The following is a 12,668-nucleotide window of genomic DNA, read 5'->3' on the forward strand; positions in this document are numbered from 1 at the left end:
CCATCCAGTCCGAACAAGGATTAACATCACATTGCCATAAATCAAATTAAACAGATTTATTTAACTGGCGAAGGGGTGTTGTTGGTTTTTAAAATAATGGCTCTTTGAGTCGTCATCCCTTTTAGGCGATTTAGTAGCCCGCGCGCAGGACCGCGTGCGGAAATTAACGAGGTGGTTATGTTTAGAAAATTAGCGGCAGAATGCTTTGGTACATTCTGGCTGGTGTTTGGTGGTTGCGGTAGCGCCGTTCTGGCTGCGGCATTCCCGGAATTAGGTATTGGTTTTGCGGGCGTGGCATTAGCCTTTGGCTTAACCGTATTAACGATGGCATTTGCTGTCGGCCATATTTCCGGCGGGCATTTTAACCCGGCCGTGACATTAGGCCTGTGGGCTGGCGGTCGTTTCCCGGCGAAAGACGTGATTGGCTATATTGTGGCTCAGGTGGTTGGCGGCATTATTGCGGCAGCGGTCCTGTACGTTGTGGCCAGCGGTAAAGCGGGCTTCGACGCGGCGGCAAGCGGTTTTGCTTCTAATGGCTATGGCGAACACTCACCGGGCGGCTTCTCTATGCTGTCTGCGATTGTTATTGAAATCGTCCTGACCGCGGGCTTCCTGCTGGTGATTCACGGTGCCACTGACAAACACGCACCCGCCGGTTTTGCCCCTATTGCTATCGGCCTCGCGCTGACTCTGATTCACCTGATCAGCATTCCGGTAACGAACACCTCCGTGAACCCTGCGCGCAGCACCGCAGTGGCGATCTTCCAGGGTGGCTGGGCGCTGCAGCAGCTGTGGCTGTTCTGGGTAATGCCGATTGTCGGCGGTATCCTCGGCGGGCTGCTGTATCGTACGCTGCTGGAAAAACGCGACTGAGTGTACGGCTGTGATGCCGGGTGGCACGTCGCGAACCCGGCTAACAGGTGCAGTCATCCAGGCCGGGTAAGGCGTCACCGCCACCCGGCCTCTATTTTGTACTTTGACTGGCAGACCGGAATTGGGTAGTGTCACTGGCGCTATTCAGACACACAAAAGGACCCGGCTGTTCATGTTTTCAGGACTCTTAATCATTCTGCTGCCGCTGGTAGTGGGCTATCTTATTCCCCTCCATCATGAGTCGGCATTAAAACTCATTAATCGCTTCCTCAGCTGGATTGTCTACGTCATCCTGTTTTTTATGGGAATAAGCCTCGCGTTCCTGGATAACCTGGCCGCTAATTTACTCTCTATTCTCCATTATTCTGTTGTTACTATTGTGGTGATTCTGCTGTGTAATATTGCGGCGCTATTTTGGCTTGAGCGCGCATTGCCATGGAAAAACCATCATCAACAGGAAAAATTACCCTCGCGAATTGCCATGGCGCTGGAGTCATTAAAACTGTGCGGCGTGGTCGTGCTCGGCTTTTTGCTTGGCCTGACCGGTTTAGCGTTTTTACAACACGCCACCGAAGCCAGCGAATATACCCTGATCTTCCTGTTATTCCTGATCGGTATTCAATTACGCAATAACGGCATGACGCTGAAACAGATTGTGCTCAATCGACGCGGAATGATTATCGCGGTGGTCGTGGTGGGCAGTTCGCTGATTGGCGGTGTGATTAACGCATTTATTCTCGACCTGCCGCTGAAAACCGGGCTGGCGATGGCCTCCGGTTTTGGCTGGTATTCCCTGTCAGGGATTTTAATGACCGAATCCTTTGGCCCGGTGATTGGCAGCGCGTCATTCTTTAACGATCTGGGCCGCGAGCTGATCGCCATTATGCTTATTCCGGGGCTGGTACGTAAAAGCCGCTCCACAGCGGTTGGCCTGTGCGGTGCGACGTCGATGGACTTTACCCTGCCCGTTCTGCAGCGTTCCGGCGGGCTGGAACTGGTTCCTGCCGCCATCGTCCATGGCTTTATTTTGAGCCTGCTGGTGCCGATTCTGATGGCGCTGTTCACCGCTTAATACCTCTCTGGCGGTAGGCTTCTGCCGCCAAAATTGCGTTAAATCAATCTCCCTTTACTTTGTCGAAGAAAGACCTTTTCTCTGTTCGGTCACAGGCATAACCTTAAACATGTATCTAAAATATAACTTTAACAGGTGTGATTATGTTTTGTGTGCAATGTGAACAAACCATCCGTACCCCAGCTGGCAACGGCTGCTCCTATGCGCAGGGCATGTGCGGTAAAACCGCAGAAACGTCTGACCTGCAGGATCTGCTGATTGCAGCCCTGCAAGGCCTCTCCGCCTGGGCGGTAAAAGCGCGCGAATATGGCATTATCGACCACGACATCGACAATTTCGCGCCGCGCGCATTCTTCTCCACGCTGACCAACGTCAACTTCGACTCCCCTCGCATCGTGGGCTACGCGCGCGAAGCCATCGCCCTGCGTGAAGCGCTGAAAGCGCAAAGCCTGAGCGTGGACCCGAACGCTGCCGTCGATAACCCCATGGCTGGCCTGCAACTGGTGAGCGACGATCTGGGCGAACTGCAGCGTCAGGCGGCGGAATTCACCCCGAACAAAGACAAAGCGGCGATTGGCGAGAACATTCTAGGCCTGCGTCTGCTGTGCCTGTACGGCCTGAAAGGGGCGGCGGCCTATATGGAACACGCCCACGTTCTCGGTCAGTACGACAACGACATTTATGCCCAGTACCACAAAATCATGGCGTGGCTCGGCACCTGGCCTTCCGACATGAACGCCCTGCTGGAGTGTTCAATGGAAATCGGCCAGATGAACTTCAAAGTGATGAGCATTCTGGATGCAGGCGAAACCAGCACCTACGGCCATCCGACGCCGACTCAGGTCAACGTCAAAGCCACTGCCGGGAAATGTATTCTGATCTCCGGCCACGACCTGAAAGTTCTCTACAACCTGCTGCAACAGACCGAAGGCACGGGTGTGAATGTCTACACCCACGGCGAAATGCTGCCTGCCCACGGCTACCCGGAACTGCGTAAATTTAAGCACCTGGTCGGCAACTACGGCAGCGGCTGGCAGAACCAGCAGGTGGAGTTCGCCCGCTTCCCTGGCCCTGTCGTCATGACCTCCAACTGCATCATCGATCCGACCGTCGGTGCCTATGATGACCGTATCTGGACGCGCAGCATCGTCGGCTGGCCGGGCGTAAGCCACCTCGAAGGCGATGATTTCACCCCGGTTATCACCCAGGCGCAGCAGATGGCAGGCTTCCCGTTCAGCGAAATAGAACATCTGATCACCGTCGGCTTCGGTCGCGAAACCCTGCTGGGTGCGGCGGATTCCCTGATCGACCTGGTGAGCCGCGAAAAATTGCGTCATATCTTCCTGGTCGGCGGCTGTGACGGCGCGCGCGGCGAACGTAACTACTTTACCGATTTCGCCACCAGCGTGCCGCAAGACTGCCTGATCCTGACCCTGGCGTGCGGGAAATACCGCTTCAACAAACTGGACTTCGGCGATATCGAAGGCCTGCCGCGTCTGATCGATGCCGGTCAGTGTAACGATGCCTACTCGGCGATCATTCTGGCGGTGACGCTGGCCGAGAAACTGGGCTGCGGCGTGAACGATCTGCCGCTGTCACTGGTGCTCTCCTGGTTCGAACAAAAAGCGATCGTGATCCTGCTGACGTTGCTGTCGCTGGGCGTCACCAATATTGTGACCGGCCCGACGGCACCGGGCTTCCTGACCCCGGATCTGCTGGCGGTGCTGAACGAAAAATTTGGTCTGCGTTCCGTGACCACCGTAGAAGAAGATATGCAGCAACTGCTGAGCGCGTAAGGAGTTTTTCATGACGATGCCAACCTCACAATGCCCGTGGCGGATGCAGGTTCATCACATCCATCAGGAGACGCCGGATGTGTGGACGCTGTCGCTGTTGTGCCATGATTTTTACCCGTATCGCGCCGGTCAGTATGCGCTGGTGAGTGTACGCAATTCTGCGGACACACTGCGCGCCTACACCCTGTCCTCGACGCCGGGCGTGAGTGAGTACATCACGCTCACCGTGCGTCGAATCGATGACGGTGCCGGTTCACAGTGGCTGACGAACGAAGTGAAGCGCGGGGATTATCTCTGGCTCTCCGACGCCCAGGGGGATTTCGTCTGCGACGATAAAGCTGACGATAAATTCCTGATGCTGGCGGCGGGCTGCGGCGTGACGCCGGTGATGTCGATGCGTCGCTGGCTGGCGAAGAACCGTCCGCAGGCTGACGTACAGGTGATTTTCAGCGTTCGCTCACCGGAGGATGTCATTTTCGCCGACGAGTGGCGCAATTATCCGGTCACCCTGGTCGCCGAGAATAACGCGACTCACGGATTTGTCGCGGGCCGTCTGAGCCGCGAACTGCTGCAAAGTGTGCCAGATATCGCCTCGCGCACCGTGATGACCTGCGGCCCGGCGCCGTATATGGAAATCGTGGAGAACGAGGTGAAAGCGCTCGGCGTGACCCGCTTCTTTAAGGAGCAGTTCTTCACGCCAGTGGCCGAAGCCGCCACCAGCGGGGTGAAATTCACTAAACTGCAGCCTGCGCAGACCTTCTTCGGCCGCGTCGGTACCACGCTGCTGGAAGCGCTGGAGAGCAATAATGTTCCGGTCGTTGCGGCCTGTCGCGCGGGCGTGTGCGGGTGCTGTAAAACGAAAGTGGTTTCTGGCGACTACACCGTGAGCAGTACGATGACGTTGACGGATGCGGAAATTGCCGAGGGTTACGTGCTGGCCTGTTCTTGTCATCCGCAGGGTGATTTGGTTCTGGCATAAACTGTGCACCATATACTATGCACACTATGCCGGGCAGCTTTGCGGTTGCCCGGCCTAACCTTTTCTGGCCCGGTAGATATTAGGCTACCGGGCTTTTTTTATTCTCAACGCCAGGCCGGATCGCGCGCCAGTGAATAACGCCCTGCGCCCATAAAGGCCAAGGCCAGTGCGCCAATAAAGAAATAGACCAGACTTTCAATCGCCCATGCGCCTACCGCATCCAGCGCAAAGGTTTTACCGGTGCCGACCATCAGCCAGGCAACGATCATCGTAAACGCCAGCACCAGCGCCGCCGGACGGGTCAGGATCCCCAGCACAATCAGAACCGGTGCCACCACTTCGCCAATCAAAACGCCATAGGCGATAAACCCCGGCAGCCCTTTTTCCACCAGCATGCCGCTAATAAACCCCACGCCGCCAAACAGCTTGTGCAAACCGTGGAACAGCATCAACCCGCCGACCGCCAGACGTAATAACAATTTGCCAAAATCATCATGCGTTAGCGTTCTATTAACAGCAATTAACAATGATTTAACCATCTGAAATGATTCCTGTTTTCACCCTGTGTGCCATCAGAATATGACGAAAGGTTGTACAAAGAAAGTCACTATTAATCAGGGGGATTAAACGGGCATAACGCCCAGTTTCTTCTAAGCTTGTAAGCGTTATCACAAAACGGAGATGGACAACCATGAAACAGACCGTAGCGGCCTACGTAGCAAAAACCCTGGAACAAGCTGGCGTCAAACGCATCTGGGGCGTCACCGGCGATTCTCTCAACGGCTTAAGCGACAGCCTCAACCGAATGGGCACCATTGACTGGATGCCGACGCGCCACGAAGAGGTGGCGGCCTTTGCCGCAGGCGCGGAAGCGCAGCTGACGGGCGAGCTGGCGGTATGCGCGGGTTCGTGCGGGCCGGGCAACCTGCATCTGATTAACGGTCTTTTCGACTGTCACCGTAATCACGTCCCGGTGCTGGCGATTGCAGCGCATATTCCGTCGAGCGAAATTGGCAGCGGCTATTTTCAGGAGACGCATCCCCAGGAGCTGTTCCGTGAATGTAGCCACTACTGCGAGCTGGTTTCCACACCGGAGCAGATCCCGCAGGTCATGGCGATCGCCATGCGCAAGGCGATCCTCAATCGCGGCGTGTCGGTGGTGGTTCTGCCGGGCGACGTCGCGCTCAAAGCCGCGCCCGAAGGGGCCAGCACCCACTGGTACCACGCCCCGCAGCCGGTGGTAACGCCTGCGGAAGAGGAGCTGAAAAAGCTGGCGCAGCTGCTGCGCTACTCCAGCAATATCGCGCTGCTGTGCGGCAGCGGCTGTGCGGGCGCGCATAAAGAGTTAGTCGAATTTGCCGGGAAAATAAAAGCCCCCATCGTTCACGCGCTGCGCGGCAAAGAGCATGTGGAATACGATAACCCGTACGATGTCGGCATGACCGGCCTGATTGGTTTCTCGTCCGGGTTCCACACCATGATGAACGCCGACACCCTGGTGCTTCTCGGCACCCAGTTCCCGTACCGCGCGTTCTATCCGAGCGACGCAAAAATCATTCAGATCGACATCAATCCCGGCAGCATTGGCGCGCACAGTAAGGTTGATATGGCGCTGGTGGGCGATATCAAAGCCACGCTTACCGCCCTGCTGCCGCATCTGGAAGAGAAAACCGACCGCAAGTTCCTCGACAAAGCCCTGAGCGACTACCGTGACGCGCGCAAAGGGCTGGACGATCTCGCCAAACCGAGCGACAAAGCCATTCACCCGCAGTACCTTGCGCAGCAGATCAGCCATTTCGCCAGCGACGACGCCATCTTTACCTGCGACGTGGGCACCCCCACCGTCTGGGCGGCGCGCTATCTTAAAATGAACGGGAAACGCCGCCTGATCGGTTCGTTCAACCACGGCTCGATGGCAAACGCAATGCCGCAGGCGCTGGGGGCACAAGCCACTGCACCGGAGCGTCAGGTGGTGGCCATGTGTGGCGACGGCGGGTTCAGCATGCTGATGGGCGATTTCCTCTCCGTCGTGCAGATGAAACTCCCGGTTAAAATCGTGGTGTTCAACAACAGCGTGTTAGGTTTTGTGGCGATGGAGATGAAAGCCGGGGGCTATCTGACGGACGGCACCGAATTGCATGACACCAATTTCGCGAAGATCGCCGAAGCCTGCGGGATTCCCGGCATCCGCGTGGAAAAAGCCGCGGACGTGGATGAAGCCCTACAGCGCGCCTTCTCCATCGACGGCCCGGTGCTGGTGGATGTGGTCGTAGCCAAAGAGGAGCTGGCGATCCCGCCGCAGATCAAACTGGAGCAGGCGAAAGGCTTTAGCCTGTACATGCTGCGCGCCATTATCAGCGGGCGCGGCGACGAAGTGATCGAACTGGCAAAAACCAACTGGCTCAGGTAAAACATCTCACATCACCTTTAAAACTATAGGGATGTGAAATGATAGACCTGCGCAGTGATACCGTAACCCGTCCGAGCCGCGCCATGCTCGAAGAGATGATGGCCGCCCCGGTCGGGGATGACGTTTACGGTGACGATCCCACCGTAAACGAACTTCAGCGCTACGCCGCCGAATTAAGCGGTAAAGAGGCGGCGCTGTTCCTGCCAACCGGCACCCAGGCGAACCTGGTGGCGCTGCTGAGCCACTGCGAACGCGGCGAAGAGTATATCGTCGGCCAGGGTGCCCATAACTACCTGTATGAAGCCGGTGGCGCTGCGGTGCTCGGCAGTATTCAGCCGCAGCCGATTGATGCCGCGCCCGACGGCTCACTGCCGCTGGACAAAGTCGCTGCCAAAATCAAAGCCGACGATATTCACTTCGCCCGTACCAAACTCCTGAGTCTGGAAAATACCCACAACGGCAAAGTGCTGCCGCGCGAGTATCTGAAGGCCGCATGGGAATTTACTCGCGAGCGCAAATTGGGTCTGCACGTCGACGGCGCGCGTATTTTTAACGCCGTCGTGGAGTATGGCTGCGAGCTGAAAGAGATCGCCCAGTATTGCGATTCGTTCACCATTTGCCTGTCGAAAGGGCTGGGGACGCCGGTCGGCTCACTGCTGGTCGGCAATGCGGATTACATCAAGCGCGCCAACCGCTGGCGTAAAATGACCGGCGGCGGCATGCGTCAGGCCGGAATTCTGGCGGCAGCGGGGCTGTACGCGCTTAAACATAACGTTGCCCGTCTGCAAGACGATCACGATAACGCGGCATGGATGGCGGCGCAGCTGCGCGAGATCGGCGCGGATGTGATGCGTCACGACACCAATATGCTGTTTGTTCGCGTTGGCGAAGAGAACGCGGCGCAGCTGGGTGAGTATATGAAAGCGCACGGCGTGCTGATGAACGCCTCACCGGTTGTGCGTCTGGTGATGCATCTCGACGTGAGCCGCGAGCAGCTGGCGGAAGTGGTAAAACACTGGCAGACCTTTTTACAGCGTTAAGGAGCACAACGTGCCGCAACGTATTCTGGTGCTCGGTGCCAGCGGTTATATCGGTCAGCATCTGACGACGGCGCTCAGCCAGCACGGACATCAGGTGCTGGCGGCGGCACGCAATGTGGAACGGCTGCAAAAACTCGCGCTGCCCAACGTCACCTGTCACACGGTGGATCTCAACTGGCCAAAAGAGCTACCGACGCTGCTGGAAGGCGTCGATACGCTCTATTATCTGGTACACAGCATGGGCGAAGGCGGTGACTTTATCGCCCATGAGCGTCAGGTGGCGCTGAACGTGCGTGACACGCTGCTGCAAACGCCGGTAAAGCAGATTATTTTTCTCAGTTCCTTACAGGCTCCTGAACACGAGCAATCGGACCACCTGCGCGCCAGGCAGCTGACGGGGGAAATGCTCCGTAGCGCAGGGATCCCACTGACGGAGCTGCGGGCGGGCATTATCGTCGGCGCGGGTTCTGCCGCCTTCGAAGTGATGCGCGATATGGTTTATAACCTGCCGGTGCTCACGCCGCCGCGCTGGGTGCGCTCACGCACCACGCCGATTGCGCTGGAAAACCTGCTGCACTATCTGGTCGAACTGCTGAATCATCCGACGGAAAGCCATCGCGTGCTGGAAGCCGCCGGGCCGGAGGTACTGAGCTATCAGGAGCAGTTCGAACACTTTATGACCGTCAGCGGCCGTCGTCGCTGGCTGGTGCCCGTCCCCTTCCCGACCCGCTGGATCTCGGTGTGGTTTTTGAATGTCATCACCTCCGTTCCACCCACAACCGCCAAAGCGCTGATTCAGGGGCTGAAGCACGATCTGCTGGCCGACGACCGCGAGCTGCGAAAGCTGATTCCACAAAATCTGATCCGCTTTGACGATGCGGTACGCAACACCCTCAAAGAGGAAGAGGAGCTGATGAACTCCAGCGACTGGGGTTATGACGCTCAGGCCTTTGCCCGCTGGCGGCCAGAATACGGCTATTACCCGAAACAGGCCGGTTGCACGGTGAAAACAACCGCCAGCCTGGCGGCGCTGTGGGAGGTGATCAACCAGATCGGCGGCAAAGAGCGCTATTTCTTTGGCAATATTCTCTGGGAAACGCGCGGGATGATGGATCTGCTGGTCGGGCATAAACTGGCAAAAGGCCGCCCTGCGCACCCATACTTGCAGACGGGCGATAGCGTGGACAGCTGGAAGGTGATCATCGTTGAGCCGGAAAAACAGCTGGCGCTATTGTTCGGCATGAAAGCGCCGGGTCTGGGCCGCCTCTGCTTTACCCTAAAAGACAAAGGCGATCACCGGGAGCTGGACGTTCGCGCCTGGTGGCATCCGCACGGAATGCCAGGGCTGTTCTACTGGCTGTTCATGATCCCAGCGCACCTGTTTATCTTCCGGGGGATGGCAAAGCGTATTGCGCATCTTGCAGAAGGAATCACGGAAAAAGTCTGATTTAAACTCTGATTCTTTCACCTTTCCCATTGCATCGTGACGTAATTCACGGAAGAATGCGCACGAAATTCTTTTCAACACAGTGGATAGATATGAAGGTACTGGTTACCGGCGCCACCAGCGGCTTAGGCCGAAATGCGGTCGAGTTTTTGCGTCAGAAAGGCATCAGCGTCAGAGCCACCGGTCGCAACGAAGCGATGGGTAAACTCCTGCAAAAAATGGGCGCGGAATTCATCCACGCCGATCTGACAGAGCTGGTGTCTTCGCAGGCCAAAGTCATGCTCGCCGGAATCGATACACTGTGGCACTGCTCCAGCTTTACCTCTCCCTGGGGAACGCAGCAGGCGTTCGACCTGGCCAACGTTCGCGCCACTCGCCGCCTCGGTGAATGGGCCGTCGCCTGGGGCGTACGCAACTTTGTGCATATCTCCTCCCCGTCGCTCTATTTTGATTATCACCACCATCGCGATATTCAGGAAGATTTCCGCCCGGCGCGTTTCGCCTGTGAGTTCGCGCGCAGCAAAGCGGCCAGCGAAGAGGTGATCGATCTGCTGGCGCAGTCAAACCCGCACACCCGTTTCACCGTTCTGCGTCCACAGAGCCTGTTTGGGCCGCACGACAAAGTGTTTATCCCGCGTCTGGCGCAGATGATGCACCACTACGGCAGCGTGCTGCTGCCGCGCGGCGGCGATGCGCTGGTGGATATGACCTACTACGAGAACGCGATTCACGCGATGTGGCTGGCCAGTCAGTCCGAGTGCGATCATCTGGTGTCCGGCCGCGCCTACAACATCACCAATGGCGAGCCGCAGACGCTGCGCAGCATTGTCCAGCGCCTGATCGATGAGCTTAACATTCACTGCCGCATTCGTTCTGTGCCCTACCCGATGCTGGACATGATCGCCCGCAGCATGGAGCGCTTTGGCAATAAATCGGCGAAAGAACCGGCGCTGACCCACTACGGCGTGTCAAAGCTAAACTTTGATTTTACGCTGGATACCACGCGTGCTGAAACCGAGCTGGGTTATCAGCCCATCGTCACGCTGGATGAAGGGATCGTGCGCACAGCGGCCTGGCTGCGCGACCACGGCAAACTGCACCGGTAATTATCCCTGGCCGTATTTCTCTAACAACGCGCTGGCAATCGCCAGCGTTTCTGCATCGGCAATGCCGTTCCACAGCTGGGGACGGTAGTGCATCTGGAAGACCATAATCACCCGTTTTTGCTGCGCCTCGGAGCTGTTCTCCGGCACGTCATAGCCGTAGCGCGCCAGCAGATCGAGCAATACTGTCGTCTCTACGCGCTCATACTTCGACTTTCCGTTGAGATAAAACGTCACGCGGGCGGGATCGGGCCAGGCACCAATGCCCTGCTGTGCCAGCTGATGCCAGGGGAACAGCGGGCCGGGATCGTCTTTACGCTGCGGGGCAATATCCGAATGGGCCACCACGTTTTCCGGTTTGATGTCATAGCGGGCAATAATGTCTTTGGCGAGGGGAATAAGCGCCGCGATTTGCGCCGGTTCAAACGGGGTGAAGATTTTCTCGCCGTTCGACTTTTGCCAGCCACGGTTTTCCAGCTCAATACCAATCGAGGTATCGTTGATGCGATTCGTTCCGCGCCAGAAACTGATCCCCGCGTGCCAGGCTAAATCCTTCTCCGGCACCAGCTGCCAGATACGCGGTTTGCCGGACGGCTCAGGCGGTCTGGCCGGAATCAGGTAGTGGGAGCTGACGTTTTTGTCCGTGAGCGTCGCAAGTGAGCTGTCAAAATCATCGGCGGTATAGTGAATGACCAGCACTTTGATCCGCGGATACGCCGCCTGCGCCTGATGCCGCGTGTCCAGCTCGTAGGCCCCTTTATCGATAATCCCTTTCTCTGCGCAGCCTGCCAGCAACACCGCCAGCAGGAGCGTGGACCACAAACGTTTCATCGGCGCGTTTTCACCGCCGTACCGCTGACGCTCACCATCAGCATGCTGGCGTCTTTGCCGACCGTTTCGTAGTCGATATCAATGCCCACAACGGCATCCGCGCCCAGGGATTTGGCCTGCTCGCCCAGCTCTTTAAACGCGATTTCCCGTGCTTTGCGCAGCTCTTTCTCATACGCACCCGAACGCCCGCCGACGATATCGCGGATCCCGGCAAAAAAGTCGCGGAAGATGTTCGCGCCAAGGATGGCTTCACCGGTGACAACGCCGCAATACTCGACAATCGGCTGTCCTTCCAGAGTCGGGGTGGTGGAAAATTGCATGTTTATCTCCTTCAATACTCAAAATAGTCACGTAGTCACAAGGCGGCACGTGAGAGAATCCCCCGTAGCTGACCTGAGTCAGTGAACGGGTGAACGAACGCGTTAAATGCATCGGCATGCGGAAGTATGACGATTATTTAACGTTCAATGCGTTAGCGGATTAACTCAGCCGCATTATCGGTTCGTTACGCTATTATTGAAAGGATAGTTAATCATTAAGGAAATCAACATGCGCTATTCTGCTTTGACGCTTTTAGTGCCGTGCGCGCTGCTGCTCAGCGCCTGCACCACCACGGTGACACCGGCTTTTAAGGATATCGGGACACGCAGCGGTCCGTGCATTGACGGCGGCCCGGATGCCGTGGCTCAACAGTTCTATGATTACCGCATTTCGCATCGCAGCAGCGATCTCACCGCTCTGCGCCCGTACCTGAGTGACAACCTGGCGAAACTGCTTAACGATGCCTCGCGCGATCCACAGCACAACGCGCTGCTGAAATCCGATCCGTTCTCCAGCCGCACCACGCTGCCTGACCGCGCAGACGTCTCCAGCGCCTCTACCATCCCGAACACCGATGCGCGCAACATCCCGCTGCGAGTCAAACTGACGCAAGGCAGCCAGACCTGGCAGGATGAAGTGCTGATGATCCGTGAGGGCCAGTGCTGGGCCATCGACGACGTGCGCTACATCGGCGGCAGCGTCCACGCCCCAGCCGGTACGCTTCGCCAGTCGATAGAAAACCGTTAGTCCAAAAAAGTTTCCCCCGTAAAATGTGCGGCATTTCGCGAGGAATGCC

At 57.2% G+C, this 12,668-nt stretch carries 12 protein-coding genes; 9 read left to right on the forward strand and 3 right to left on the reverse strand.

Going from position 1 to position 12,668, the window contains the following annotated elements; genetic code table 11:
• The first annotated feature begins 171 nt into the window (after window positions 1-171).
• The 4 genes from aqpZ to hcr all read left to right on the forward strand — a co-directional run bounded on the left by aqpZ (window position 172) and on the right by hcr (window position 4,720).
• Window positions 172-873, forward strand: coding sequence for an aquaporin Z (gene aqpZ / locus OVA10_RS17315; protein WP_256469555.1), 702 nt, complete (start codon window positions 172-174; stop codon window positions 871-873).
• Between the two features lie 172 nt (window positions 874-1,045).
• Entirely contained in the window at window positions 1,046-1,945 is a 900-nt protein-coding gene (locus tag OVA10_RS17320; protein ID WP_102105158.1) for a lysine exporter LysO family protein, read from the forward strand.
• Window positions 1,946-2,088: 143 nt separating this feature from the next.
• Window positions 2,089-3,741 carry a hydroxylamine reductase gene (gene hcp / locus OVA10_RS17325; protein WP_268196506.1) on the forward strand — a complete coding sequence of 551 codons (1,653 nt, stop codon included), beginning with the start codon at window positions 2,089-2,091 and terminating at the stop codon, window positions 3,739-3,741.
• A 10-nt stretch (window positions 3,742-3,751) separates the two neighbouring features.
• Complete coding sequence (hcr, locus tag OVA10_RS17330; protein WP_102105160.1) at window positions 3,752-4,720, forward strand: NADH oxidoreductase; 969 nt, start codon at window positions 3,752-3,754, stop codon at window positions 4,718-4,720.
• 104 nt (window positions 4,721-4,824) lie between these two features.
• Here the strand turns inward: hcr and OVA10_RS17335 are convergent, their stop codons facing one another.
• Window positions 4,825-5,259 (reverse strand): DoxX family protein, encoded by a 435-nt coding sequence (locus OVA10_RS17335; RefSeq protein WP_181827551.1) that lies wholly within the window; start codon window positions 5,257-5,259, stop codon window positions 4,825-4,827.
• Between the two features lie 152 nt (window positions 5,260-5,411).
• Between OVA10_RS17335 and poxB the strand changes: the two genes are divergently transcribed.
• The 4 genes from poxB (at window position 5,412) to OVA10_RS17355 (ending at window position 10,723) form a co-directional block, all read left to right on the forward strand.
• Window positions 5,412-7,130: a ubiquinone-dependent pyruvate dehydrogenase gene (gene poxB / locus OVA10_RS17340; RefSeq protein ID WP_181827550.1), complete on the forward strand. Its 1,719-nt coding sequence runs from the start codon at window positions 5,412-5,414 to the stop codon at window positions 7,128-7,130.
• A gap of 38 nt (window positions 7,131-7,168) precedes the next feature.
• Complete coding sequence (gene ltaE / locus OVA10_RS17345) at window positions 7,169-8,170, forward strand: low-specificity L-threonine aldolase (RefSeq protein ID WP_268196507.1); 1,002 nt, start codon at window positions 7,169-7,171, stop codon at window positions 8,168-8,170.
• A 10-nt stretch (window positions 8,171-8,180) separates the two neighbouring features.
• Complete coding sequence (locus OVA10_RS17350) at window positions 8,181-9,617, forward strand: SDR family oxidoreductase (RefSeq protein WP_268196508.1); 1,437 nt, start codon at window positions 8,181-8,183, stop codon at window positions 9,615-9,617.
• Between the two features lie 92 nt (window positions 9,618-9,709).
• Window positions 9,710-10,723: an NAD-dependent epimerase/dehydratase family protein gene (locus OVA10_RS17355; RefSeq protein ID WP_100777033.1), complete on the forward strand. Its 1,014-nt coding sequence runs from the start codon at window positions 9,710-9,712 to the stop codon at window positions 10,721-10,723.
• Here the strand turns inward: OVA10_RS17355 and OVA10_RS17360 are convergent, their stop codons facing one another.
• Together OVA10_RS17360 and OVA10_RS17365 are read right to left on the reverse strand one after the other, a co-directional pair.
• Window positions 10,724-11,551 (reverse strand): N-acetylmuramoyl-L-alanine amidase, encoded by an 828-nt coding sequence (locus OVA10_RS17360; RefSeq protein ID WP_268196509.1) that lies wholly within the window; start codon window positions 11,549-11,551, stop codon window positions 10,724-10,726.
• On the reverse strand, window positions 11,548-11,871 hold the full coding sequence (locus OVA10_RS17365; protein ID WP_100777035.1) for a heavy metal-binding domain-containing protein: 324 nt from the start codon (window positions 11,869-11,871) through the stop codon (window positions 11,548-11,550). Before OVA10_RS17365 ends, OVA10_RS17360 begins: the two co-directional genes overlap by 4 nt.
• A gap of 229 nt (window positions 11,872-12,100) precedes the next feature.
• Here OVA10_RS17365 and OVA10_RS17370 point away from each other — a divergent pair, with 229 nt between their 5' ends.
• Entirely contained in the window at window positions 12,101-12,619 is a 519-nt protein-coding gene (locus OVA10_RS17370; protein ID WP_100777036.1) for a lipoprotein, read from the forward strand.
• Window positions 12,620-12,668: the final 49 nt, after the last annotated feature.

This window comes from Lelliottia sp. SL45 (genome assembly GCF_026672535.1).
Taxonomy (GTDB): Bacteria; Pseudomonadota; Gammaproteobacteria; order Enterobacterales; family Enterobacteriaceae; genus Enterobacter; species Enterobacter nimipressuralis.